Below are 23,548 nucleotides of genomic sequence, written 5' to 3'. Positions count from 1 at the left end.
AACGGATTCATCGGCCGCTACGTTTGCGAGGAACTCGCATCCCGTGGCCACGTTCCGCTCGTGTTCGATCACAGAGGGCGCGCAGAAAGCGACCTAGGCCATCCCGATCGTCGTGGTGGACGAGACGGCGCCGCACAACGGGCAGGCCCGCTTCTCCTCGAGGGGATGAGGATGGACTTCTGGCGCACGGTCCTCGTGCTGGTCCGGCGGTGGTACGTGGTGGTGCCCGTGTTCGTGCTCTCGATCGGTGTCGCGTTCGCGGTCTACCAGAGCGTCCCGCCGGTCTACCTGTCGAACGCGGTCATCGCGCTGACCACGCCCACCACGGGCGGCTCGCTGCCGTACCGCAAGGACCAGCCGAACCCCGAGATCAACCCGCTGCTCAACTCCGACAGGGGGCTCAGCCTGGCCGCCTCGCTGCTCATCGCCGCGCTGAACGCGCCGGACCTGGCCACCCAGCTCGGCGCCCCGCCGGGCGGCGCCGTCGTCCTGGACGTCAACAACGGCACCACCAACGTGGAGAACCTGGCCAACGGCCCGTTCGTCTACATCTCGGCCGAGGCGCCCTCGGCCGAACTGGCGCAGGGCATCGTCGCCAAGGTGAGCCGGCAGGCGCGCGCCGAGCTGCGCAAGCGGGAGCTGCAGGTGCGGGCCCCGATCGCCACCTACATCGTGATGACCGACGTGGTGCCCGCCACGGTCCCGGAGGCGCAGCAGGGCCGCAAGTCCCGTCCGGCGCTGATCGCGCTGGTGGTCGGCGCGATGTCTGCGCTCACCGCCGGGTTCGCCGCGGAGAGCTTCGCGGTGGCCAGGCGGGCCAGGCGCGAAGCAGCGGAACAGGCCCCGGTCGAGGACGTCCGTCCCGTGGAACGGGTGCACTGAGGGATGGCGACGACCGCTTCCCGGCGCCCGCTGCTGCCTCCCGGCGTCGTCGATCTCAGGGGCGAGCTGGTCGGTCAGCGCGCCGACGGCGCCACGGTGGCCGCCATCTACACGGCGGTGCTGCTACTCACCCCGGCCGCGCTGATCGTCAGGGGCCTGCCGCTGTCCATCACGCCGGCCGCGCTGATCGGCCTGGGCGCGCTCGTGCTGTGGATGTGCGCCCACCTGACCACCACGCTCGGCGCGGCCAAGGGCTGGAACGTCGCGCGCACCGCCCTGCTCCTGTTCCTGGTGTCGAACCTGGTCAGCTACGGCTACGCCAGCGCCGGATACCTGCCGAGGGACGAGCTGAACCTCGCCGACCACGCCATCGCCCTCGTGCTGGCCAACCTCGGCATCGGGCTGCTCGTCTGCGACGGGGTCCGCGGCTTCGCCCGGCTCGACCTGGTGCTCAAGGTGGCCGTCGTGGCGGGCGCGCTCATCTCGGTGATCGGCGCGATCCAGTTCCTGACCGGCTTCGACCTCACCCGGTACATGACCGCCCCCGGCCTGCGGCTCAGCTACGACGACGTCTACGTCCTGGAACGCGGCTCGGTGCGCCGGGTCGCGGCGACGACCGCGCACCCGATCGAGTTCGGCGTGGTCTGCGCGATGCTGCTGCCGCTGGGCGTCCACTACGCGCGCATGGCCGCGCTGCGGGGGCAGCCGCGGCTGCGCTGGTGGCTGTGCACCGGCCTGATCGCCGTCGGGCTGATGTTCTCCGTCTCCAGGTCGGCCGTGCTGAGCATGGTGGCGATCGGCGCGGTGCTGCTGGCCGGCTGGCCGCGACGGCTGCGCTGGCAGGCGCTCGGCGTGCTGCTCGGCTTCCTGGCCTTCATCCGGGTGTTCGTGCCAGGCCTGCTCGGGACGTTCTACGACCTGTTCGCCAACTTCTTCAACGACAACAGCGTGACGGGCAGGACCCACGACTACTCCACCGCGCTGCGGGAGATCCAGCAGCACCTCCTGCTCGGCCGCGGCACCGGCACCTGGTACGTGCCGAAGTACGAGGTCTTCGACAACCAGTACGTGCAGGTGACCATCGACACCGGCGTGATCGGGCTGGTGATCTTCCTGGGGATGATGGTGTGCGCGGTCTTCGTGGCGCTGGCCGCCCGCCGCCGCAGCTCCGACCCGCAGGTCAGGGACCTCGGCCTGACGCTGGCCGCCTGCATGGTCGCCCCGATCATCAGCTCGGCCACGTTCGACTTCCTGTCGTTCGCGACCGTCGCCGGGCTGATGTTCGTGCTGGTCGGCGCCGCCGGGTCGTTGCTGCGGTCGGTGCGGGCTAACCCGTGCACTGCAGCGGGCCCACGATCTTCGTGATCCGGTACGCCTGGTCGATCTCGACGATCTGGTTGTCCTTCCAGTCGGCCTTGCCGCAGTCGGCGTCGACGGGCAGGTAGTCCCAGGTCTTGTCGACCATCATGTTGTTGCGCGCGATCAGGCTGCCCGCGATCTCGCGGAGCTGGATGCTGTACGTCCCGCCGATCACCAGGTTGTTGGTGATCGTGATGTTGGCCGCCTTGGGGCTCTGCTTGGCGGGGAAGAAGATCGGCGCGGTCCTGTCGGCGACACCGCGCTGATCGATCGTGTTGTGGTCGAAGAACAGGTTGCGGCCGGCTCCGTAGCCCTGGATGCCGTCGGAGTGGTCGCCGGGGTTGGAGCACAGGTCGACGAAGGAGTCCATGACGACGATGTCGTCGCCGGAGTCGCGGAAGCCGTCGCCGTGGTTGCGGATGTACACGCGCGCCGCCGTGTAGTGCCCCTCACCGACCCCCGGCAGGCTGTTGCAGCCCTCGGCGGGCCCGACCGTGCTGTCCATGATCGTGTATGGCTGCTGGACGTTGTCCTTGTAGGCGAAGATGGTGCCGTCGATCACGCTGTTCTTGATCACCACGTCGCTGACCGGGATCACCAGGTCGCCGGGCACGTAGACGCCGTCGAGCGTGCTGCCCGGCACCGTCACCCGGTAGGCGTTGCCGTCGTTGAGCGGCATCTTCTGCAGCTTCAGTCCGGGGGGCGCGCCCGTGCAGGCGGGCGTCGGATGGTCGGGGCAGGTGCGGCCGTCGGGCGCGACCACCGGCCGCGGGCCGAACGCGGCCGGCTTGTCGGCGGGCTTCGGCGTCGGCTGCACCGTCGCGCCTGACGGTGGGGCGCTCACCTGGGTGCTCGCCGGCGCTCCCGGTGACGCCGTCACCGTGACCGTCACGGTCGCGGGGCCCGCCGACGGGCTCTCGCCGCCCGCGGGCGTGCACGCCGCCACCGCGACGAGCAGGGCCAGCCCTGTGATCAACTGCCGCATCTTGTGACCATTCCTTGTCCGAGTCCTTGGCCGAGTCCTTGTCCGGGGTCTTGTCCGGGCCTCATCGGGCGAGGGTGTCGAGCAGATCCGTCCAGGACCCCGCCGACAGGTCCCGGGTGCTGACGGCGGAGACGGGCAGCGGCCACTCGATCTTGAGCTGCGGGTCGTCGTAGCGGACGGCCAGATCCTCCGCCGGGTCGTGCTCCCTGTCGATGCGGTAGCAGACGTCCGTCTGCCCGGTCAGCGCCTGGAAGCCGTGCAGGAACCCGGGAGGCACGTAGAGGGCGACGAACGACTCGTCGTCCAGCACGACGGCGTGTCCCCGTCCGAAGGTGGGGGAGCCGGGTCGGATGTCCACGAGCACGTCGTGGATCGCGCCGCGAGCGCACCTGACCAGTTTGGCCTCTCCGCGCCCGGAGCGCCCGTGCATCCCTCTGATCGTGCCCTGCCGCGAGCGCGACTGGCTGTCCTGGACGAAGGCGGACGCGTCCAGCCCGTGCTCGGCGGCCACGGCGGCGTCGAACGTCCGGGTGAACATGCCTCGATCGTCACGATGCGGTGTCGGGACGAAGAGCAGTACCCCTTCCAGGGGTGCTCGCTCTACTCTCATGGTGGTTCTCCTTCCGAAGGGAGCACGGGTGGATCCGATCGCCAGCGTCGTCATCCCCGCGCACGAGGAGGAAGCGGGTATCGCGGCGGGCCTGGCCCAGCTGCTCAGCGGGGCGCGGCCGGGCGAGTTCGAGGTCGTCGTCGTCGCCAACGCCTGCACCGACCGCACGGCCGAGGTGGCGAGGGGCGCGGGCGTCCGGGTCCTGGAGACCCCCGAGCCGGGCAAGGCCAACGCGCTGCGCCTGGGCGACGCGGCCTGCCGTGCCTTTCCCCGGCTGTACCTCGACGCCGACGTGGAGCTGACCTGCGAGTCCGCGCGGGCGCTGGTGGCGGCCCTGGCCGAGCCCGGAGTGCTGGCCTGCGCGCCGACCCCCGGCTGGGACCTCGACGGCGCGGGCCCCGTCGCGAGGAGGCTGCACCGGGTCCACGACGCGCTGGTCGCCCCGAGCCGCGGGCTGGCGGGAGTGGGCTGCTACGCGCTGAGCGAGGAAGGGCACGCCAGGGTCTTCCCGCTGCCCGACGTGATCTCCGACGACGGCTGGGCGCACGCAAGCTTCGCGCCGGAGGAGCGCCGCTCGGTGGCCGGCGCGCGCACTCGCGTCCGTCCCGCGCGCTCGGTCGCCGCCCACCTGCGCCGCCGCGTACGGGTGCGGCTGGGCAACCGCCAGCTCGCCGAGCTGGGCCGCCCCGTGACCGCCCAGCCGCTGCGGCTGGGCATGCTGGCCGCCCTGGTACGGCAGCGCAGGGCGGGCCCGCTCGACGCCGCCTGCTTCCTGGCCGTGCTGCTGGTCGACCGGGTCGCCTCCCGGCTGCAGCGCAACCGGCAGGTGAGCTGGGGCCGCGACACCAGCAGCAGGCCGGCGGTCGGCGCATAGGTCAGGCGCCGGGCTTGGGCAGGACCTCGTAGGTCCTGATCGTGCCGAACGGCGGACCGAGCGGGTCGTTGCGCCGCGTCACGATCGTCCCCGTGTGTTCGAAGCGGCCGGTGCTCAGCAGGTACTCCTCCTCCGCCGGGTTGCCGTAGACCATCCGGACCCGGCGTGGGTTCCTGTCGACCGACACCAGCAGCCGGTCGATGACGTTGCTGAAGATCTGGCCGCGGAACGGGTTGTTGAAGAAGGCCACGGTCACGTCGTCGGGGATGTCGTACTCCAGCACGTCCGAGGCGACCAGCTCGATCTCGCCGCAGCGGCGCCGCACCCGCATGGCGACCACGTTCTGCCTGGCGATCTCGGTGAGCTGCTCCGACAGCTCCACCCCGATCACCCGCCTGAACGGGTAGGACGCGGCCTGCACGATGGCGCGGCCCATGCCGGAGCCGAAGTCGATGAACACGTCCTGGCTCGTCACCTCGCGCACGGGCAGCGCGCGCCGCAGCGCCCGCCAGTTCAGCGCCGCGTAGTAGACCCGGTCCTCGCCGGCCAGGCCGATGTCCTCCAGGTCCACCCGTTCCGCCGTGCGCACGCCGTACCTGCGCTCGTAGAGCAGGTTGGCCGCGTTGCGCCGCAGCCACTTGTAAGGGTTCATCCACGCTCCTTGAGTGCGGCCTCGTAGGCGGCGACCAGGGCCTTGCTGGAGTGCTCCCAGGACAGCGGCCCGCTCACCCGGGCGCGGCCGATCTCGCCCATTCTGCGGCGCTCGTCCGGGTCGTCCAGCAGGCGGGAGACCAGCTTGGCGAACGCCGACTCGTCGTTGGCGGGCGCGTACAGCGCGGCCTCGCCGGCCGACACCCGGCCCTCCCGCAGGTCGAACGAGACGACGGGGCGGCCCATGGCCATGTACTCCATGATCTTGTTCATCGTGGAGACGTCGTTGAGCGGGCTGAGCGGGTCGGGCGCCAGGCAGACGTCGGCGGTCGACAGGTACGGCAGCAGGCCGTCGTCGCCGAGGCGGCCGGTGAACGTCACCAGGTCCGACAGGCCCAGCTCCGCAGAGAGCGCGATCATCGCCTCGTAGGTGTCGCCGTCGCCGATGAACGCCGCGTGCCAGTCGGTGCGGCCCTGCTCGTCGCGGAGCCTGGCCAGGGCGCGCAGCGCGTAGTCGACGCCGTCCTGGGGGCCCATCACGCCGAGGTAGCAGAGCAGGTACGGCTTGCCGCGCTTGAGCCCGGGGTCGGCGGGCACCTCGCGGAAGCGGTCGAGCTGGGGCGCGCTGCGTACCACGAACACCTGCTCCGGCCGCTTGCCGCCGCGGGTCAGCGCGATCTCGCGGTAGCTCTCGTTGGTGGAGATGACCACGTCCGCCTTGCGGTAGGTGCGCCGCTCCAGCCATTTCACCGCGCGGTACAGCCAGTCCTCACCCCGGCCGAACCGCGACAGGTACAGCTCGGGGCCCAGGTCGTGCTGGTCGAAGACGAACCTGCCACGGGCCAGCCGGCCGCGGACCAGCAGGAAGAACAGGTCCGGCGGGTTGCACGCGTGAACCACGTCCACCGGGCCGACCCGCCTGGACAGGCGCCAGGTGCGCCAGAGGGCGGCGCTGTACTCGCGCAGGTAGCCGAGCGGCCCGCCGGTGGCGGCGCGCAGCGGGTAGCGGTGGACGGCGACGCCGTCGATCAGCGCGTACGGCTCGGTGTCGCGCTCGGCCCCCTGGGGGCAGATGACGTGCACCTCCCAGCCCGCGTCGCGCAGGACCGTGCTCTCCTGCCAGACCCGCCTGTCCATCGGCACCGAGAGGTTCTCGACCAGGATGAGTGCTCTTCTACTTGGCAAGGCCCACGATTCCCTGATGCGCCCGCCGCCGCTCGGCGTCGGGCAGGCGGACGAATCTTTTCCAAGAAAGAGATGGATGAGATTTGCGTTTCACATTTTCGGCGGCGGGGGCGTGGAATGCCTTTTCCGATAATTCCGGATATAACCTGGCGATTCCGTCTTCCGTCGAGACGGCGCGTGCCGCGCGGCACACGGGTCCGCTGATCGTCATGTGACCCCCGGCTGGTATGTCGGAAACGTCGATTGGAACGTTACGGCCGCTTCCCCAGGGCGCGGCGGAGCCAGGGACTCCGTCTCAGCGACTCCCGCGCCGCGCGGGCCCCCAACCGCAGCGGGTTCCTGGTGACCAGCCCCTGGCAGACCTCCACCTCGCCGGTCCTGGCCCTGCGCTTGTACTCGTCCTCGCCACGTCCCAGGTCGATGCGGGTGACGCCGAGCCGAGGGCTGGCCGCCACCAGCTCGCGCAGCAGGATCCAGCCGGGCGCGAGCCGCGCGTAGGCCGGGTCGTACACGGGGAACCACCAGTGCAGCACGCCGCCCGAGCGCAGCCCGAAATGGGCGGCGACCAGGCGCGAGCCCACCCGCAGGGTGGACAGCAGCCCGCCGAAGTCCGGCTCGCGCGTGCGCAGCAACCGCTGGACCAGCAGCCGCCGCCCCGGAGAGGCGAAGTAGTCGCGCGCGCCCGTCGCCGCGTACTGCGCCCGCTTCAGCGCGATCAGCTGCTCCAGGTCGGCCTGGTCGGCCGAGTCCGCCACGAACGTGACCGGGCCCTCCTCCCGCTCCGCCCGCGCCGCGCGGCGGCGCGCCTGCCCCATGTTCTCCTTGCCGCTGCGCGACGCGCGGCCGAGATAGCCGCTCAGCCCGCCCGAGGTGTCCAGGTACGGCGAGGGCCGCCGCGTGACCACCCACGGCCCGAACCCCGGGCAGGACTCCAGCAGGTGGTCGAACTCGAAGGCGCGCACGCCCGCGGTGAGCAGGTCCAGCGGGTCGAACGCGGTTCCCGGCGCCAGGATCGGCGCCTGGAAATCGGCGCCCGGCCAGCCCGCCGGGCGCAGCAGGCCGCCGTCGCGGTGACACGGCAGCAGCACGTCCAGGCCGTCCCCGACCGCGACCGTGACGGGGGTGCCGCACGCGTGGACCGCCTCGGCGAACGAGGGGTGGAAGTACGGGCTGTCGAGCTGCGGGTTCTTCGCGCGCAGCGTGTGCCAGGCGTCCAGCTCCGCCGTGCCCAGCTCGTCGAACGGCACCAGCCTCATCGTGGCCCCTCCAGCGTGGTGATCCGGCGGGACGGCAGCACCAGCGCGGCGAGCGCCGCCCGCGAGGTGCGCCGCCCTGACAGCGCGCGCACGGCCTCGCCCGACACGACGACCAGGTAGTAGGCGAGGGCCGACAGCGGCCCCCTGCGCATCCGGAACAGCCGCACCTTGTTGACGGTGAGCAGCGCGGCCAGCATCGGGTTGACCGCCGAGTCGCCGCCGATGTGCTCGATCACCGAGGCGGGCTCGTACCAGGTGACCCAGCCGCGGTCGGCCGCCCGCAGGCAGAACTCCGTCTCCTCGCTGTAGAGCAGGAACGACTCGTTCCACGGGCCGGTGCCGCGCAGCGCGGCCACGGAGATCAGCATGGCGGCGCCGGTGGCCCAGACCGCGACGCCCGCCCGCTCGTACGCGCGCGGGTGCGTGACCAGCTCGCCCAGCCTGCCGATCCGGCCCGCGCGCAGCCCGCCGATCAGCGCCTCCACGACGGCCCGCCAGATGGTGGGCATCCGGCGCAGCGAGGGCTGCAGGCTGCCGTCGGGGTTGAGCATGAGCGGCACGGCGATGCCGCGTCCGGGGGTGAGCGCCGCCGCGAGCGGGGCGATGGAGCCGGGCCGCAGGCGGCAGTCCGGGTTGAGGACGTAGACGGCGTCCAGCGCGTCCAGGTCGAGCGCCGCGACGCCGGCGTTGACCGCCGCGGCGTACCCCGCGTTGCGCCCGAGCTGGACGACCCGCGCCCCGCCCTTCTCCGCGATGGCCACCGAGTCGTCCGCGGAGGCGTTGTCTGCCACCACGACGTCTGCCACCACGACGTCTGCCACCACGACGTCTGCCACGTCGACGTCGGCCGGCTCCACCCCACGGGCGCCGTCCGCCAGCGAGTCGAGGCAGCCGCCCACCACGTCGGCGCTGTTGTAGGTGACGATCACCACCGCGACCCTCATCCGCGGAACCGCTTGTAGACGCGGGCGGCGAGCTTCATGATCCGGTCTCCTCCGTTCAGCACCTGCTCGATCCATCCGGCGTCGAGGTCGTGGACGAGGCTGTTGCGCGCCTGGAGCCAGGCGTCGGGGTCGGCGCGTCCGCTGTCGCTGGTGTAGGCCCTGGTGACCCCGGCATGCCTGAGCCTGCGCAGCACCCGCCTGTCGTAGGAGCCGAACGGGATCGCCACCCGCGAGACCGGCTGCCCCGTCAGGTCGGCGATGACGCGGTGCGCGTCGGCCAGCTCCTGGACGGCCGCGCGCTCGTCGATCCGTCGCCAGTCGCGGTGCGCCCAGCCGTGCGAGCCGACCGGCATGCCCGCCTTGGCCAGCTCCCTGACCCCGTCGCGGGTGAGCCTGCCCGGCTTGCCGAGCAGGCCGGCCAGCACGAAGAACTCCGCGGTCAGCCCGCGTTCGAGCAGCCTGGGCAGGGCGATCTCGACGTCGGAGGCGTTGCCGTCGTCGAAGGTGATCCGGATGCCCGGCCGGCCGGCGACGGCGTCCAGCACCTGCTCGAACTGGGCGACGCTGACCCAGGTGGCGTCCTCGCCGGGATCGAGCTGGCGGGTTGTCTCTCCGATGCCGTGAACGGTCAGGTTGACGATCGAAGCTCCCATAACCCCCACTTCCAGTCGAGCTCTTGTGTATCGGCCCGCCCTCTGGACCGTTACAGGTTGAGCACCTCCGCCATCAGGCGTTGCAGGTGCAGGCCCCGCCGGACGTCGATGGGGTGCGAGACGCCGGTACGGACGGCGGCGGCGAACTCGGCGCGGAGGTTGGCCCTGGTCTGGGCGGAGTCGCCGGTGAGGTCGCGGAAGTCCAGCCTGAGCTCGCCGTGCGGCCCGTACAGCTCGTAGACGGTGTGCCGGCCGATGCCGGGGATCTTGCCGCTGAGCGCGAGCTGGCTGACCGCCCCGCCCTGGTGCAGGCAGGTGAGGGCGAGGTAGTTCTCGGGGTCTCCCGCCGCCCTGATCTCCTCGATCGGGCCGAGGGCGGTGTCCAGGATGTCCAGGCCGTGCGGGCCGGTGTTGTAGAGGATGCCGCCACGGTCGCGCCACGGGCTGTGCTGGAACGTCCCGTCCAGGAACTCGCCGGTGAGCTGGCAGGCGCGGGCGCCGGTCACGACCAGCTTGTCCGCCTGCGCCAGGAACTCCCGCACCGCCGGACGGAACCGGTTGGTCAGGACGAGCTGCGTCACCACGCCCGCCTCCTCGACGGCCGCGGCGAGCGCGGCGGCGTCGTCGACCGTGAGCGCGACGGGCTTGTCCAGCAGGAGCGCCAGGCCCGCGCGGGCGGCCGTCACGGCCAGGCGGGCCTGCACATCCGGGGGGACGGCGAAGGCCACGGCCTCGCACGAGCCGAGCAGTTCGGCGTAGTCGCCGCAGGCCGGGACGCCGAACTCGGCGGCCAGGGCGGCGGCTGCCTGGGGGCGTCTCGACCAGACCCCCGCGAGGGTGGTCTCAGGCCCGGCGGCCAGGACGGGCGCGTGGAACGCTCTGGCCCACGGTCCGGCGCCGACGAGCCCCACGGCCACCGGATTGCGCGACAGGTCTGAGCTGGGCACGCACTCTCCCCCGATCGTCGACTGTGCGGCGAATTGCCGTCATATACGGCGAAAAATCATGCCTTTACGGCAATTAGGGACTTCACCAGTCCGGCGACCCTTTCCGCCCTGAGCTGGGAGGAGGGAAACAGCAGGGACATTTCGGCTCTGCCGATGAGCTCGACCTCCAGCGCGTCCCGCAGCGCCGCTTCCTGGTTCGCGGACTTGGTGTGCACGAGCGGCCAGGTCCTGCTGATCCGCGCCCGCATGCTCACGGGCAGGAACTGGTAGAAGGGGAACAGCACGTGCGGCTCGATCGGGAAGTAGCGGTACGGGGTCTGCACCCAGTGGCGCTCCGCCAGCGCGTGCACGGAGTCGGCGAAGGCGCGTCGCCGCAGGTAGCCGCCCACGTGCTCGATGACGGCGTTGGAGAAGACCAGGTCGTACCGGCCGGCCAGGACGTGCTTGGGCAGCTCGCAGGCGTCGCCCACCTCGGTGCGCAGCCAGCCCGGAAGGTCCTCGTCGTCGTGTTCGAGGTTGATGACATGGACACTGGCCGGCCGTACCGGCGCGCGCAGCCAGGCGGTGGCTCTGCCACCCAGGTCGATGACGTCCATGCGGGGCAGATCGGGAAAGCTGCTCACGACCCACTGCCAGCGGCGGGCCCGTGCTTTCGCCGCAAGGGAATCGGGCCCGTCGACAAATTTCTGGCGTAATGGGGATCCCTGTTTCACCGGCTCATCTTCGCCGAAGGGATCCCCAATTTCAATGCATCATTTTGTTTATAAGGATTTAACTGTTCAGCCGATGCGCCAGGTGTCTCCACCCATCAGGAGGTCGGCGAGGTCGCCGGCGCCCTTCTGCGCCACCGCCTGGTCGAGCTGCTCGGCCATGAGCACGTCGTAGGCCGGGCGGCTGATCTGACGGAAGACGCCGATCGGCACGTGCTCGAAGGCCGGCTCGTCCAGCCTGGACAGCGCGAACGCCACCGACGGGTCGGGGTTGTGCGCGTCGTGCACCAGGACCCGGCTCTCGTCGACCTCGGCGCGGGGCACCACTTCGAGCCCGCCGTTCGCGCCCCGCACGACCGCCTTCGACGCGCTCACGATCGGCTGGCCGTGCTCCAGCCTGAGCGTGATGTCGTCGCGGACCTCGGGGTCCTTGAGCTGCTCGAAGGCGTTGTCGTTGAAGATGTTGCAGTTCTGGTAGATCTCCACCAGCGAGGTGCCGCGGTGCGCGGTGGCCTCGCGCAGCACCGACTGCAGGTGCTTGCGGTCGGAGTCGATGGTGCGCGCCACGAACGACGCCTCGGCGCCGATCGCCAGCGAGATCGGGTTGAACGGCTTGTCGAGCGAGCCCATCGGGGTGGACTTGGTGATCTTGCCGACCTCGGAGGTGGGGGAGTACTGCCCCTTGGTCAGGCCGTAGATCCTGTTGTTGAACAGCAGGATGTTCAGGTTCACGTTGCGGCGCAGCGCGTGGATCAGGTGGTTGCCGCCGATCGACAGCGCGTCGCCGTCACCCGTGATCACCCACACCGACAGGTCGGGACGCGACGCGGCCAGGCCGGTCGCGATCGCCGGCGCCCGGCCGTGGATCGAGTGGAACCCGTAGGTGTTCAGGTAGTAGGGGAAGCGGGAGGAGCAGCCGATGCCGGAGACGAACACGATGTTCTCGCGCTTGAGCCCCAGCTCGGGCAGGAAGCTCTGCACCGCGGCCAGGATCGCGTAGTCGCCGCACCCGGGGCACCAGCGGACCTCCTGGTCGGACTTGAAGTCCTTCAGGGTCTGCTTGACGTCGGTCTTGGGGACGAGCGAGAGGCCCTTCCCGTTCACGAGCTCAGTCACTGTCGATCACGTCCTGGATGACTCCGGCCAGCTCCTCCGCCTTGAAGGGAAGGCCGCGCACGCGGTTGTAGCTGATGATGTCGACGAGGTAGCGGCCACGCAGCAGCAGCGCGAGCTGGCCCAGGTTGATCTCGGGCAGCAGCACCTTGCGGTAGCGGCGCAGTACGTCGCCGGTGTTGGCGGGCAGCGGGTTCAGGTGCCGCAGGTGCGCCTGCGCCACCTTGCCGCCGCTCTTCCTGACGCGGCGGGCCGCCGCCGCGATCGGGCCGTAGGTGGAACCCCAGCCGATGACGAGCACGTCGGCGTCGCCGTCGGGGTCGTCGACCTCCAGGTCGGGGACGTCGATGCCGGCGATCTTGGCGGCCCGCACCCTGACCATGAGGTCGTGATTGTTGGGGTCGTAGGAGATGTTGCCCGTGCCGTCGGCCTTCTCGATGCCGCCGATGCGGTGCTCGAGGCCCGCCGTGCCGGGGATGGCCCACGGGCGGGCGAGCGTGCCGGGGTCGCGCTTGTAGGGGAGGAACTCGCCGTCGTCACCGTTCGGTGCCGTGGTGAACTCCTGGGAGATGTCAGGCAGCTCGGAGATCTCCGGCAGGCGCCAGGGCTCGGAGCCGTTGGCCAGGTAGCCGTCGGACAGCAGCATGACCGGGGTGCGGTACTTGACCGCGATGCGCGCCGCCTCGATCGCCGCGTCGAAGCAGTCGCTCGGCGACATCGGCGCCACGATCGGCACCGGCGACTCGCCGTTGCGGCCGAACATGGCCATCAGCAGGTCGGTCTGCTCCGTCTTGGTCGGCATGCCGGTGCTGGGGCCGGCGCGCTGCACGTCCACGATGATCAGCGGCAGTTCGGTGGTGACCGCGAGGCCGACCGTCTCCGCCTTCAGCGCCACGCCCGGCCCCGACGTCGTGGTGACGCCGAGCGCCCCGCCGAACGCCGCGCCCAGCGCCGCGCCGACGCCCGCGATCTCGTCCTCCGCCTGGAAGGTGCGGATGCCGAAGTGCTTGTGCTTGGACAGCTCGTGCAGGATGTCGCTGGCCGGGGTGATCGGGTACGACCCCAGGAACAGCGGCAGCTTCGCCTGCACGGACGCCGCGATCAGGCCGTAGGCCAGCGCCTGGTTCCCGGAGATGTTGCGGTAGAGGCCGGGAGGCAGCGGCGCGGGCTTCACCTCGTAGGAGACCGAGAAGGACTCGGTGGTCTCGCCGTAGTTCCAGCCCGCCTGGAAGGCCGCGATGTTGGCCTTGGCGATCTCGGGCTTCTTGGCGAACTTCTGCTCAAGGAAGGAGATCGTGTGCTCGGTCGGCCGATGGTAGAGCCACGACAGCAGGCCGAGCGCGAACATGTTCTTGGAGCGCTCGGCGTCCTTCTTGGACAGGTCGAAGCCCTCCAGCGCCGTCACCGTGAGCGAGGTCAGCGGCACCGCGTGGACGCGCCACTCGCGCAGCGAGTCGTCCTCCAGCGGGTTGACCTCGTAGCCCACCTTCTGCAGGTTGCGCTTGGTGAACTCATCGGTGTTGGCGATGATGTCGGCGCCACGCGGCAGATCGCCGAGGTTGGCCTTGAGCGCCGCGGGGTTCATGGCGACCAGCACGTTCGGCGCGTCGCCCGGCGTGAGAATGTCGTGGTCGGCGAAGTGCAGCTGGAAGCTCGAGACGCCCGGCAGGGTGCCTGCGGGAGCCCTGATCTCGGCGGGGAAGTTGGGCAGCGTCGACAGGTCGTTGCCGAACTCCGCGGTGCCCGCGGTGAAGCGGTCGCCGGTCAGCTGCATGCCGTCGCCGGAGTCGCCGGCGAACCTGATGATCACACGATCGAGTTGCTGAACCTGTTTGGTCACAGCTCAGTCCTCCTCGACGCGCAGATGCGCGGTCGCTTCTGGCGCGTTCTCTTTTTCCATGCTAGATCCTCGGAAGGTCACGCGTTTGCCAGCTATGCAAAGCGGGTAACGCGGGTGCAGTTCAGGGCAAGACGGGAGAACGACGACACAGCCCTGACGCGAGCCTGCAGAGGTCGACGTGCAAGCGCGCGAAGAGGACGGTTCGGGTCACGAGCGCCAACTATACGTCCCTCCAAGACGGGTGCCGCGTCAGGGAGGTCCCCCCGGCGCGCGGTGTCATCACCCGTAAAGCAGCCCGGGCTGCGGGCCGGTTTCGCCGTATATTTCGGGAACGGTGACGAAGGTGTAGCCCTTCGCGCGAAGCCGTTTGATGACCTCCGGGACCGCGTCGACAGCCGCGCGGCGGACGTCGTGCATGAGGATGACCGCCCCCGGATGAGCCCCCTCGACCGCCCTGTCCGCGATCTCCTTCGCGCTGCGCGCCTGCTGGTCTCCGGTGTCGACGTCCCAGGTCACGAGGGCCAGACCCAGCTGCTTGGCGATGTCCGTCAGGCCGCTGCCGATCGCGCCGTACGGCGGGCGGAGGAGCGTCGGAGCCTGGCCGGCGGAGGCCCTGACCGTGTCCTGAGTACGGCGCAGCGAGTCGGTGATTTTGCTGGTCGCGGCCTTGGACAGGTCCCGGTGGTTCCAGCTGTGGTTGCCCACGAGATGGCCCTCGGCGGTCATCCTGCGCAGCAGGTCCGGCTGGGCGGCCGCACCGCTTCCGACCACGAAGAACGTCGCCCGGGCGGAGCCCGCGCGCAGCGCGTCGAGCAGCCTGCCGGTGTTGGGGCCGGGGCCGTCGTCGAAGGTCAGCGCGACGCACTTGGCCCTGTCGCAGTCGACCGCGCCGGGGGCGCCCTTGGGGGCTTCGGGGGTGGGGAGAGGCGTCTCTTTCGTGCGTCCTTTGGATACCCGCGGCGACCCTTCCGGTGCCGCCGACCCTTCCTCGGGGGCCTGGGGGGTTCCTTCTCCCGGTGGCTGCGGCGCTGCTTTGGATATCCCGGAAGTTCCATTGGAGATCGGGTTTTCTCCTGAAGACCCGGCCGGCGGGCTCTGGGACTCGGCCGGCGGCCCGTTCTCCGGGTCGAGCTGCGCCGGGCTCTCGGGGATGGCCGGGGGCGCGGCCGCGGCCGCCGCGCGGACGGCCTGCTGCGCGCGCCGTCCCGACTCCGACAGGAGCGGCCCCGCCTGCTGGCTGGGGACGGCGACCGCGAGGCGGCCGAGCGAGCACGCCCCGATCTGGCAGTCGTCGAACTCCACCACCAGATCGCCCGAGCGGTTGAAGCCCAGCGCGTCGAACTCGTCCCGGCTGGCCGTCACCTCGTTCCTGTCGACCTGGGGGCCGCGCTCGCGCAGCTGCTCCCGGACCAGCCCGGCGAGGTCGCGCAGCGCGTCCTGCCCCTTGAGCAGGCCCGCCGAGCCGAACGCCGTGCCGGTCTGCCCGTCGTACCAGAACGTGCGGATGGAGTTGCCCCAGCCGGCCTTGTGGAACTCGCTGGTACGCATCCGCACGCCGGCGATCCCGCCGGAGGCGGCGGCGAGCTGCCAGTCCACGTTCAGCTCCGGGCGAGGCGCCACTTCGCCGGCGCCGGTGGTGCCGCGGAAGCCGCGGAGCTGCCGCTCGGCCTCGGCGTGCAGCGCCGCGCTGAGCTGGGGGGCGGCCGCCAGCTCCGGATAGCTGATGTGCGCGTAGCGGGGGGCGGAGTCGCCCTCGGTCAGCGTCCTGACCGTCAGGCCGGGCACGGACGCGGGATCGACGAAGTAGAGCAACGTCGGATCTCCGGGGACCGTGAGGTCCCGCTTGGGGGAGGCGGCGCCCAGGCTGCAACCCGCGACTGAGACGGCCAGCAGCACGATTCCTCCAAAGAATCGGCTTTTGTGCATAAAAGCCAGGTTAAGTCGGTGATCTAGTCTTTTGCCCCGATTTGGGGTTATGGGGTCCGAGCTTTGACTGGGTTACGATCGCGGTATGGACGGCTACTTCGGGTCCTATCTGCTGGTCGCCGCGCTGCTGGCGATCGGGGTCGCCATCGTGGCGGGAGCCCTCCTGGCCAACCGCCTCCTCCGTCCCACCAGGCCCACGCCCGACAAGCTGACCACCTACGAGTGCGGCGTCGATCCCGTCGGCGAGGGCTGGGCCCAGTCGCAGGTCCGCTACTACGTGTTCACGTACCTGTACGTGGTCTTCGCCGTCGACGCCGTCTTCCTCTTTCCCTGGGCGACGATCTTCTCCGCCCCCGGCTTCGGCCTGACCACCCTCGTGGAGATGTTCGTGTTCCTCGGCTTCATCGCCCTCGGCATCCTGTACGCCTGGCGCAAACGCGTCCTGACCTGGACCTAGGCGGGGCGTGCCCGAACCTCCTGGCCGGCGCTCGTGCCCTTGCGAGAGCATCTCGGCCTGGGCCCGTTCTTCGCCGCCATCGCGACAGAGCTCGGCGAGGCCGGACGAGCGCACTCCTATGCCTGGCCTTGCCTGACCAACGCCGGAGAATGTCCTCTTTGCCTGGTTCGTGACGCAGGTGAGAAGGAGTGATCCTTCTGCTCGTCCGGTGATCCATAGATGAGCCGTCTTCTTTGCCTTGCCTGCGATCCGCGCAAGAATGAGAGACATGGCAGCGACGGATCTCCCGATGCCCACCGTGGGGCCGGTCTCCAGGTTGGCGCCCAAGCCGATGCGCTTCGTGCTGAACTGGGGCCGGAAGTACTCGCTGTGGGTGTTCAACTTCGGGCTGGCCTGCTGCGCCATCGAGTTCATCGCGACCTCGATGAGCCGCCACGACTTCATCAGGTTCGGCGTGATCCCCTTCGCCAACGGCCCCCGCCAGGCCGACCTGATGATCGTTTCGGGCACCGTCACCGACAAGATGGCCCCGGCCGTCAAGCGGCTCTACGAGCAGATGCCCGACCCCAAGTACGTGATCTCGTTCGGCGCCTGCTCCAACTCCGGCGGCCCGTACTGGGACTCCTACTGCGTGACCAACGGCGTCGACCAGATCATCCCGGTCGACATCTACGTCCCCGGCTGCCCGCCCAGGCCCGAGGCCCTGCTGTACGGGATCATGAAGCTGCAGGAGAAGATCGGCGACGAGCGGCTCAGCGACCGTTACATCTGGTCGCGCTCCCACGGGGAGGAGTCGTGACCGACCCCCAGCCCGAGCCGGGGCCCGAACCCCTGGTTGCGCGGTTCGGTGAGCGCGTGCGGATCTCCGAGTCCTTCGGCGAGACCACCGCGGACGTCGCCGCAGCCGACTGGATCGAGGTCCTGACGTTCGTCCGCGACTGCGGCTACGTCTTCTTCGACTGGCTGACCGGCGTCGACGACCAGCCCGAGGGGTTCCACGTCGTCGCCCACGTCTACGACCCGGAGTCCCGCCGGCAGCTGCTGGTGCGCACCCACGTGCCCCTCGCCGACCCGCGCCTGCCGTCCGCCGTGGACGTCTACCGCGGCGCGAACTGGCACGAACGCGAGACCTACGAGATGTTCGGCGTGACCTTCGACGGCCACCCGTACCTGGTGCCGCTGCTGCTGCCCGACGGCTTCGAGGGCCACCCGCTGCGCAAGGACTTCATCCTGGCTGCCCGCGTCGCCAAGCCGTGGCCGGGGGCCAAGGAGCCCGGCGAGTCCGGGCACGGCGCGCCGAGCCGCCGCCGCACGCTTCCGCCCGGAGTGCCGGCCGACTGGGGGTCACCGGATGCTTGACGTGGTGCTGAGCTTCGCCGTCATCCTCGTCGTGTTCCTGCTGCTGCCGCTGGTCATCGGTCAGACCGAGCACAAGGTCATGGCCCACATGCAGTCGCGGCTCGGCCCCATGTACGCCGGACGCTTCCACGGCTGGGCGCAGCTCATCGCCGACGGCGTGAAGTTCGCCCAGAAGGAGGACGTCATCCCGGCCGCCGCCGACCGGCGCATCTTCATGATCGCCCCCGGCGTGGCGCTGGTGCCGTACCTGGTCGTGCTGATCGTCATTCCCTTCGACCGCGACCGCGTCGCCGTGGACCTCGACCTCGGCCTGTTCTTCGTACTCGCCGTGCTGGGCATCGGCGTGCTCGGGGCGATCATGGCCGGGTGGGCGTCCGCCAACAAGTACTCGGTGCTGGGCGGCATGCGCGCCGCCGCGCAGCTCATGTCGTACGAGCTGCCGCTGGTGCTGGCCGCCTCCTCGGTCGCGATGGCCGCGGGCACGCTGTCGCTCCCCGCCATCGTCGAGTCGTGGCAGTGGTGGTGGCTGCCCTGGCAGGCGATCGGCGGGGTGGTCTTCTTCACGGCAGGGCTGGCCGAGCTGCGCCGCCCGCCGTTCGACATGCCGGTCGCCGAGTCCGAGATCATCATGGGCCCGATGACCGAGTACACCGGCATGCGTTTCGCGCTGTTCATGCTGTCGGAGTACGTCGGCATCGTCGTCCTGTCGTTCCTGACGACCGTGCTCTTCCTCGGCGGCTGGCACGGGCCGCTGCTGCCCGGCTGGCTGTGGACCTTGGCCAAGGTCTTCCTGCTGGCGTTCGTGGTGATCTGGCTGCGGGTCAGCTTCCCCCGCCTCCGCGAAGACCAGCTGCAGAAACTCGCCTGGGTCGGCCTCGTCCCCCTGGCCCTGCTGCAACTCGCCCTCACGGGCGTCGTCAAAGTCCTCATCTAGAGGAGTCCAGGGCGATCAGGCGCTGCGCGGCGGCTCTGGCGGCCGTCCGTGCGCACCTCGGCGGCGACGACCTGGGCACGTGCCGCAACGTCGGGCTGGAGGGCGTGACTGAGAGCCGTGGCCAGCGAGTCGGCGGGCGGGTGCGCCGCTCCGATCCCGAGAAGCCGGACTCGTTGCGCCCAGTAGTGCTGGTCGTAGTGCTGGGGAATGACGACCTGGGGTGCTCCGGCTCGCCCGGCCGCTGTCGTGGTGCCTGCCCCGCCGTGGTGGACGACGGCGGCGACCCGCTCGAAGAGCGCCTGCTGGTTGACCTCCCCGATGGACAGGCAGTCGGGTTCGTCGTCCACCAGCGACAGGTCGGTCCAGCCACGGGAGACGATCGCACGGCGTCCGAGCGCCCGTGCCGATTCGATCATCACCTGGGCGAGGCCCTGTGGAGCACGGATGCTGCCGAAGCCGAAATAGACGGGCGGCTCGCCGTCCTCGAGGAAGTCCACCAGCTCGGGAGGCAACGGACGCCGATCCGGCAGGATCCAGGCGCCCGTCTGCACGACGTCTGCGTCCGCAGGGTCAGGCCAGGGCCCCAATGCCGGGTCGGCGGCCAGCCAGGGCCGGTCGGTGAAGATGTGGCCTCGCACGTCAGCGACCGGGGCCAAGCCGACCGACGCCCGGTGGGAGTTGAGCGCGGCACTCCAGGTGGCGTTCCAGCGCCGTGCGTCCTCGGCCCAGAGCGTGCGGTTGTCGGCCGTCGGTGACGGTTCCCACGTCGGCAGTGGGGGCGGTGCGTGGTACGGGGACGGCAGGGTCATCGGGCAGTAGCTCGTGTAGACGTAGCGGATCCCCAGCTGCTCGGCTATCGAGCGAGCGGCGATCTGCAGGGCACCACCTCCCACGATGACGTCGCAGCCTTGGGCTGCCGCCGGGATCGTGGCGAACTGGGTGGTGACCGTGGCGTCCGCCAGTTGACGCAGTTGCTCCGGCGTGGGCCGGGCTCGCGTGGCTGACGCGGTCTGGTGCAACTCGGGTCCGATGGGCACGAAGGGGATCCCGAGCTCTTCGATCCACTCACGGAAGTCGGGGGGCACGCACACGCGGACGTCCTGACCGAGAGCCCTCAACTCCGACGCCAGCGCCACCATCGGCTGAACCTCGCCACGCGTCCCGATCGTGGACAGCAGTACACGCATGAGAACTCCTCCTGTGATGGGCTTCGCCTACGGTCGAGCGACCGCGTCGGGGAAGAGAGCCGCGTGGGCATCGGGCGCCGTCTGCCTGGGCCGGTTCGGCTCACGACCTCGTATTTTGCGCCAGCACCGGGGCGTTGCGGCAAGCCCCCCTCTCGGCTGTACGTTGAAAGTGGGGACGTACCTGTGAGCGCCCAGGGCCTGACCCGCGCCCTCCACACCCACCCCGGTACGCCCGCTGCGCCCTCCATCTCTACGCAACCCGTCCGAGCAGTCGCCCTTACCCTTTGGCGCCCCTACCCGCGCGGCCGTTCGGGCGGTTGCCTTGCGGGTTGCCCCTCCGGGTGGTCGCCTCGACCGAGCCTGTTCGGGCGGTCGGTCTACGTGCGGTTGTTCCCGAGGCCGCCCTCTGCCGTCACGCGTGTTTCGGGCCATCGGGCCGCAGGCGGTCCCAGCCCGTCCGAGTGGGTGTCCTCCGTGTGGCGCGCCTAAGGACCATTGGTGTGTCTGCCCTGAAACTCCAAGCCGTCCTCGTCCGTCTGTAGTTTGGGGGCTGGGGACATTGGAGTGATTCTCATGGATGCTCAACTGGTTCCACACGGCGGCGCGATCGTCGGCGCCGCCTGTCCGGAGACGGCGCTGTCGTGGGACGGCCACTCCCTCTCGGCCACGGACGCCACAACCGGCGACTCCTTACGCCTGACCCCCGCCGCCCTCTACCACTACCGATACGACGAGCCGATCACCACGTCCGAGGGTGCGCAGCAGCAGTCGGTCACCGGCCTGGCCGCGCTGGACGCCGACGGCCTGGTCCTCCTGGACCTCCCGGGCAGCTGGCATGCTCCCGACGTTCACGCGTTCACCGTCAACGCGGGAATCCCCGTCGTGGACGGCCGAGCCCACGGACCGCACCGGGCGCGTGCCACCCTCGCCGCCAGAGCCCCCGGTTGGCGCCGCCTGCGCGGCCTCCGCCGCCCCTTCCTGGCCAGGTGGCGCATGCACGTGTCCATCGGCGTCGGCGTAGCCGGACTCGCCCTGATGGTGTACCTCGCGTCAACCGGCATGTGGTTCGCATGGCGCGGCCTGTCCTCAGTCGGCCGCATCCTGCTGGACATCCTCGAAGCGAAGTGGCTCTTCGTCGCCTTCAGCCCGGCGCTCCTGGTACTCCGCCCCATCTCGGCCCGCCTCCAGAGACGCCGGATCGCCCGCGGAGAAGTCGTCAGCACGCCGGGCGGTCTCACCCTGACGACCAAGGAAGACACCCACCGAGGCCCCAGACTCCAGGTCCGCCGTGGCCAAACCCTGGTCACGAACCTCCCCCTGCGCGGGACCCCAGGCCGAGCCTGCGGCCTCCTGCTCTACAGCCACGAGGACCGCACCGGCCTGTTCATCATGGACGCCGACGGCTCTCCTCTCCACCACCTCCCCGGCCCTTGGCCGTCAGAGCAGCTCAACCGCTTCGCCCAGCACATCGGCCTGTCACTCGCGGTGCACCGGCTTCCACGCGAGGAGTACCTCAACCTCATCAAAACCTGCCCAGAAGCCACCCCCTGACGACTCCACAGGGCTCTGGCTCCGCCAACCCCCGAGCAGGGAATGTGCCGGATGCCGCTGCTCCTGCGGCCCTGGAAGGCTCCCCCCTCATGACCGTTAGTGGCATTGACAGGTGCTCACCTCCATCATCTCTGTCAGTGGATGATGGCGAGCATGGCGTCCGAGGCCGAGGGGCGGTCTTCGGGGCGTTTGTTGAGGCAGGACCCCACGATTCCGCGGAGGGCCGGCGGTAAAGGGGATAAGTCCGGATGAAAGGTAAGCACCCGGTTGAAGACGGCCGGCACGGTGTCCTCGCCGAACGGTGGACGTCCCGTAGCCGCGAACATGATCGTCACGGCCCAGCTGAACACGTCGGACGCCGGCCCCACCGGCGCCCCCGACAGCTGCTCGGGTGACATGTAGGGCGGCGTGCCCACCATCTTGCCGGAGGTCACCGTCATCTGGTCGAGCGCACGCGCGATGCCGAAGTCGATGACGCGCGGGCCGTCGTTGCCGATCAGGACGTTGCTCGGCTTGAAGTCGCGGTGGACGATGCCCGCCTTGTGGATGGCCGCCAACGCTCCGGCTGTGGACAACGCCAGCCGCGTCAGGCTGTCCTGGTCGCGCGGGCCCTGCTTGCGGACCAACTGCTCCAGCGAGGGCCCCTCGACGTACTCGCTGACGATGTAGGCGTGCCGGCCCGTGATGTTGACGTCGAGCACCCGGGCTGTGGAAAACGTCGCCACCCGGCGGGCCGCGTCCACCTCTCTGGCGAACCTGGCCCGCGCCGTCTCGTCCACCAGATCGTGCAGGACCTTCACCGCCACCCGCACGCCGTTGGGCGCCATCGCCAGGTAGACCGCGCCCTGCCCGCCCCGCCCGAGCGGCTGGAGGACCCGGTAGTGACCGATCCATTCGGGCTCGCCCGGCCTCCGCTCATGACCGGTTCGCGGCTCGCCGGGCCGCTGGTCGTGCACCGTCACAGGCGGGCCGGGCCGCCGCCCGCGCCCGGTCCATTCAGGCGCGACCTGCCGCGGATGGTATGTGGGGGACGTGGCGCGCTGGTGCAGGTCAGCCGGATGCTGCACCTTGAGCCGGGCCCTGGCCATGGCCGGGACGAGGATGCCCGAGTGGATCACACCGCCGACCCAGCTGATCACCAGCCCCAGTGTGACGATCGTCGACAGCGGGTCGGGGATGTCTGCGAACTGGTCGTACGACAGTGCCGCGATCACGAACGAACCGATGCAGAGCAGGTAGAAGGCCGCAGCCATGCCCTGCCAGACACTGCGCAGCCACAGGCAGGCGAACCCGATCGTGAACGGGGTCGCCAGGCCGCAACTGAGTAGCGGGAGGACCGCCCACCCAACGGCTGCAGTCCACACCGCGCCACTGGGACGGCCCGGATGGCTGTACGACATGGCGGAGAGACTATCGCCCAGTTCTCGCACATATCGGGCGCAGCGCAAACCTGTGGATAACTGCCCCTCAGGCTGTGGACAGCTGTGGAAAACCTGGGGACAAGTCCCAGGATCATTTGCCTATACGCCCAAGTGCGCCATGATGTTGAAGTATGGGGAGGATCCCAGGAGTGGGGCTGGCGAAAGGGTTGTCTATCACCCTTCGCCACATGCTGCGCAAATCGGTGACGCAGCAGTATCCCGAGGTCAAACCTCCCCTCCCGCCCCGCAGTCGCGGCGTTATCGCACTGGTTGAGGAGAACTGCACCTCCTGCATGCTGTGTGCACGAGAGTGCCCTGACTGGTGCATCTACATCGATTCGCACAAGGAGACCATCCCGGCGCCTGAGGGCGGCCGTCCTCGGCAGCGCAACGTCCTCGACCGGTTCGCCATCGACTTCTCGCTCTGCATGTACTGCGGCATCTGCATCGAGGTCTGCCCGTTCGACGCGCTCTTCTGGTCTCCGGAGTTCGAGTACGCCGAAGGTGACATCCGCGATCTTCTGCACGAGAAGGACAAGCTGGCGAGTTGGGTGGAGACCGTCCCTCTGCCGCCCGCCCACGATCCGGGCGCCGAACCTCCCAAGGAGCTCGCGGCCACGTCCCGCCGCCCGCCTCGACCGGGCGAGGGGGTCACCACCGCTGCACCAGACGTGGCAGGTGCCGGTACTGCCTGATGACGTTCG

General features: G+C 70.1%; 24 protein-coding genes. 9 read left to right on the top strand and 15 right to left on the bottom strand.

Annotated elements, in window-relative coordinates:
• Positions 1–171: 171 nt before the first annotated feature.
• Positions 172–882 (top strand): hypothetical protein, encoded by a 711-nt coding sequence (locus tag ABZ297_RS37270; RefSeq protein WP_355356355.1) that lies wholly within the window; start codon positions 172–174, stop codon positions 880–882.
• A 3-nt stretch (positions 883–885) separates the two neighbouring features.
• Positions 886–2,247 (top strand): O-antigen ligase family protein, encoded by a 1,362-nt coding sequence (locus ABZ297_RS37265; RefSeq protein ID WP_355356354.1) that lies wholly within the window; start codon positions 886–888, stop codon positions 2,245–2,247.
• Here the strand turns inward: ABZ297_RS37265 and ABZ297_RS37260 are convergent.
• Together ABZ297_RS37260 and rfbC are read right to left on the bottom strand one after the other, a co-directional pair.
• Positions 2,210–3,226: a hypothetical protein gene (locus tag ABZ297_RS37260; RefSeq protein ID WP_355356353.1), complete on the bottom strand. Its 1,017-nt coding sequence runs from the start codon at positions 3,224–3,226 to the stop codon at positions 2,210–2,212. The genes ABZ297_RS37265 and ABZ297_RS37260 overlap by 38 nt on opposite strands.
• 61 nt (positions 3,227–3,287) lie before the next feature.
• Positions 3,288–3,836, bottom strand: a complete 549-nt coding sequence (rfbC, locus tag ABZ297_RS37255; RefSeq protein ID WP_355356351.1) for a dTDP-4-dehydrorhamnose 3,5-epimerase — start codon at positions 3,834–3,836, stop codon at positions 3,288–3,290.
• 28 nt (positions 3,837–3,864) lie between these two features.
• Here rfbC and ABZ297_RS37250 point away from each other — a divergent pair, with 28 nt between their 5' ends.
• Entirely contained in the window at positions 3,865–4,710 is an 846-nt protein-coding gene (locus ABZ297_RS37250) for a glycosyltransferase (RefSeq protein ID WP_355356349.1), read from the top strand.
• Position 4,711: 1 nt separating this feature from the next.
• Here the strand turns inward: ABZ297_RS37250 and ABZ297_RS37245 are convergent, their stop codons facing one another.
• From ABZ297_RS37245 to ABZ297_RS37195, 11 genes are all read right to left on the bottom strand, one after another.
• A complete protein-coding gene (locus ABZ297_RS37245) occupies positions 4,712–5,362 on the bottom strand; it encodes a hypothetical protein (RefSeq protein WP_355356347.1) in 651 nt (216 codons plus the stop codon).
• Entirely contained in the window at positions 5,359–6,546 is a 1,188-nt protein-coding gene (locus ABZ297_RS37240; protein ID WP_355356345.1) for a glycosyltransferase family 4 protein, read from the bottom strand. The genes ABZ297_RS37245 and ABZ297_RS37240 overlap by 4 nt, the downstream gene beginning before the upstream one ends.
• A gap of 251 nt (positions 6,547–6,797) precedes the next feature.
• On the bottom strand, positions 6,798–7,802 hold the full coding sequence (locus ABZ297_RS37235; protein ID WP_355356343.1) for a GNAT family N-acetyltransferase: 1,005 nt from the start codon (positions 7,800–7,802) through the stop codon (positions 6,798–6,800).
• Entirely contained in the window at positions 7,799–8,746 is a 948-nt protein-coding gene (locus ABZ297_RS37230; RefSeq protein WP_355356341.1) for a glycosyltransferase, read from the bottom strand. Before ABZ297_RS37230 ends, ABZ297_RS37235 begins: the two co-directional genes overlap by 4 nt.
• The gene (locus tag ABZ297_RS37225) at positions 8,743–9,399 is read right to left on the bottom strand and encodes a polysaccharide deacetylase family protein (RefSeq protein WP_355356339.1); all 657 of its coding nucleotides are present in this window, start codon (positions 9,397–9,399) and stop codon (positions 8,743–8,745) included. The genes ABZ297_RS37230 and ABZ297_RS37225 overlap by 4 nt, the downstream gene beginning before the upstream one ends.
• Positions 9,400–9,449: 50 nt before the next feature.
• Positions 9,450–10,346: a Gfo/Idh/MocA family oxidoreductase gene (locus tag ABZ297_RS37220; RefSeq protein ID WP_355356337.1), complete on the bottom strand. Its 897-nt coding sequence runs from the start codon at positions 10,344–10,346 to the stop codon at positions 9,450–9,452.
• 56 nt (positions 10,347–10,402) lie between these two features.
• Complete coding sequence (locus ABZ297_RS37215; RefSeq protein ID WP_355356335.1) at positions 10,403–10,969, bottom strand: class I SAM-dependent methyltransferase; 567 nt, start codon at positions 10,967–10,969, stop codon at positions 10,403–10,405.
• 156 nt (positions 10,970–11,125) lie between these two features.
• Positions 11,126–12,172 carry a 2-oxoacid:ferredoxin oxidoreductase subunit beta gene (locus ABZ297_RS37210; RefSeq protein WP_355356333.1) on the bottom strand — a complete coding sequence of 349 codons (1,047 nt, stop codon included), beginning with the start codon at positions 12,170–12,172 and terminating at the stop codon, positions 11,126–11,128.
• Positions 12,165–14,009, bottom strand: coding sequence for a 2-oxoacid:acceptor oxidoreductase subunit alpha (locus ABZ297_RS37205; protein WP_355356331.1), 1,845 nt, complete (start codon positions 14,007–14,009; stop codon positions 12,165–12,167). The genes ABZ297_RS37210 and ABZ297_RS37205 overlap by 8 nt, the downstream gene beginning before the upstream one ends.
• A gap of 121 nt (positions 14,010–14,130) precedes the next feature.
• A complete protein-coding gene (locus tag ABZ297_RS37200; protein ID WP_350804302.1) occupies positions 14,131–14,220 on the bottom strand; it encodes a putative leader peptide in 90 nt (29 codons plus the stop codon).
• Positions 14,221–14,288: 68 nt separating this feature from the next.
• Positions 14,289–15,905 (bottom strand): polysaccharide deacetylase family protein, encoded by a 1,617-nt coding sequence (locus ABZ297_RS37195; protein WP_355356329.1) that lies wholly within the window; start codon positions 15,903–15,905, stop codon positions 14,289–14,291.
• 115 nt (positions 15,906–16,020) lie between these two features.
• Here ABZ297_RS37195 and ndhC point away from each other — a divergent pair, with 115 nt between their 5' ends.
• The 4 genes from ndhC to nuoH all read left to right on the top strand — a co-directional run bounded on the left by ndhC (position 16,021) and on the right by nuoH (position 18,685).
• Positions 16,021–16,392 carry an NADH-quinone oxidoreductase subunit A gene (ndhC, locus tag ABZ297_RS37190; protein WP_350804299.1) on the top strand — a complete coding sequence of 124 codons (372 nt, stop codon included), beginning with the start codon at positions 16,021–16,023 and terminating at the stop codon, positions 16,390–16,392.
• 331 nt (positions 16,393–16,723) lie between these two features.
• Positions 16,724–17,191, top strand: a complete 468-nt coding sequence (locus ABZ297_RS37185) for an NADH-quinone oxidoreductase subunit B family protein (RefSeq protein ID WP_355356357.1) — start codon at positions 16,724–16,726, stop codon at positions 17,189–17,191.
• On the top strand, positions 17,188–17,751 hold the full coding sequence (locus tag ABZ297_RS37180; RefSeq protein WP_355356327.1) for an NADH-quinone oxidoreductase subunit C: 564 nt from the start codon (positions 17,188–17,190) through the stop codon (positions 17,749–17,751). Before ABZ297_RS37185 ends, ABZ297_RS37180 begins: the two co-directional genes overlap by 4 nt.
• Positions 17,744–18,685, top strand: a complete 942-nt coding sequence (nuoH, locus tag ABZ297_RS37175; protein WP_355356325.1) for an NADH-quinone oxidoreductase subunit NuoH — start codon at positions 17,744–17,746, stop codon at positions 18,683–18,685. The genes ABZ297_RS37180 and nuoH overlap by 8 nt, the downstream gene beginning before the upstream one ends.
• Here the strand turns inward: nuoH and ABZ297_RS37170 are convergent.
• Positions 18,682–19,872 (bottom strand): glycosyltransferase, encoded by a 1,191-nt coding sequence (locus ABZ297_RS37170; protein WP_355356323.1) that lies wholly within the window; start codon positions 19,870–19,872, stop codon positions 18,682–18,684. The genes nuoH and ABZ297_RS37170 overlap by 4 nt on opposite strands.
• Positions 19,873–20,445: 573 nt before the next feature.
• Here ABZ297_RS37170 and ABZ297_RS37165 point away from each other — a divergent pair.
• Positions 20,446–21,423 (top strand): hypothetical protein, encoded by a 978-nt coding sequence (locus tag ABZ297_RS37165; protein WP_355356321.1) that lies wholly within the window; start codon positions 20,446–20,448, stop codon positions 21,421–21,423.
• Between the two features lie 134 nt (positions 21,424–21,557).
• On the opposite strand, the gene ABZ297_RS37160 is transcribed toward ABZ297_RS37165, so the two are convergent.
• A complete protein-coding gene (locus tag ABZ297_RS37160; RefSeq protein WP_355356319.1) occupies positions 21,558–22,823 on the bottom strand; it encodes a protein kinase in 1,266 nt (421 codons plus the stop codon).
• A gap of 170 nt (positions 22,824–22,993) precedes the next feature.
• Here ABZ297_RS37160 and ABZ297_RS37155 point away from each other — a divergent pair, with 170 nt between their 5' ends.
• Positions 22,994–23,539, top strand: a complete 546-nt coding sequence (locus ABZ297_RS37155; protein WP_355356317.1) for an NADH-quinone oxidoreductase subunit I — start codon at positions 22,994–22,996, stop codon at positions 23,537–23,539.
• Positions 23,540–23,548 lie beyond the last annotated feature (9 nt).

The organism is Nonomuraea sp. NPDC005983 (assembly GCF_040614375.1).
Taxonomy (GTDB): Bacteria; Actinomycetota; Actinomycetes; order Streptosporangiales; family Streptosporangiaceae; genus Nonomuraea.
Note: the sequence above shows the minus strand (reverse complement) of the source record. Positions and strands in the feature narration are given on the sequence as shown.

What these genes read in the sequence shown, in the direction of transcription:
- ABZ297_RS37270 (WP_355356355.1), top strand. Translation starts at nt 172, where the DNA reads ATGGACTTCTGGCGCACGGTCCTCGTGCTGGTCCGGCGGTGGTACGTG.
- ABZ297_RS37265 (WP_355356354.1), top strand. Translation starts at nt 886, where the DNA reads ATGGCGACGACCGCTTCCCGGCGCCCGCTGCTGCCTCCCGGCGTCGTC.
- ABZ297_RS37260 (WP_355356353.1), bottom strand. Translation starts at nt 3,226, where the DNA reads ATGCGGCAGTTGATCACAGGGCTGGCCCTGCTCGTCGCGGTGGCGGCG.
- rfbC (WP_355356351.1), bottom strand. Translation starts at nt 3,836, where the DNA reads ATGAGAGTAGAGCGAGCACCCCTGGAAGGGGTACTGCTCTTCGTCCCG.
- ABZ297_RS37245 (WP_355356347.1), bottom strand. Translation starts at nt 5,362, where the DNA reads ATGAACCCTTACAAGTGGCTGCGGCGCAACGCGGCCAACCTGCTCTAC.
- ABZ297_RS37235 (WP_355356343.1), bottom strand. Translation starts at nt 7,802, where the DNA reads ATGAGGCTGGTGCCGTTCGACGAGCTGGGCACGGCGGAGCTGGACGCC.
- ABZ297_RS37230 (WP_355356341.1), bottom strand. Translation starts at nt 8,746, where the DNA reads ATGAGGGTCGCGGTGGTGATCGTCACCTACAACAGCGCCGACGTGGTG.
- ABZ297_RS37225 (WP_355356339.1), bottom strand. Translation starts at nt 9,399, where the DNA reads ATGGGAGCTTCGATCGTCAACCTGACCGTTCACGGCATCGGAGAGACA.
- ndhC (WP_350804299.1), top strand. Translation starts at nt 16,021, where the DNA reads ATGGACGGCTACTTCGGGTCCTATCTGCTGGTCGCCGCGCTGCTGGCG.
- ABZ297_RS37185 (WP_355356357.1), top strand. Translation starts at nt 16,724, where the DNA reads ATGCGCTTCGTGCTGAACTGGGGCCGGAAGTACTCGCTGTGGGTGTTC.
- nuoH (WP_355356325.1), top strand. Translation starts at nt 17,744, where the DNA reads ATGCTTGACGTGGTGCTGAGCTTCGCCGTCATCCTCGTCGTGTTCCTG.
- ABZ297_RS37170 (WP_355356323.1), bottom strand. Translation starts at nt 19,872, where the DNA reads ATGCGTGTACTGCTGTCCACGATCGGGACGCGTGGCGAGGTTCAGCCG.
- ABZ297_RS37165 (WP_355356321.1), top strand. Translation starts at nt 20,446, where the DNA reads ATGGATGCTCAACTGGTTCCACACGGCGGCGCGATCGTCGGCGCCGCC.
- ABZ297_RS37160 (WP_355356319.1), bottom strand. Translation starts at nt 22,823, where the DNA reads ATGTCGTACAGCCATCCGGGCCGTCCCAGTGGCGCGGTGTGGACTGCA.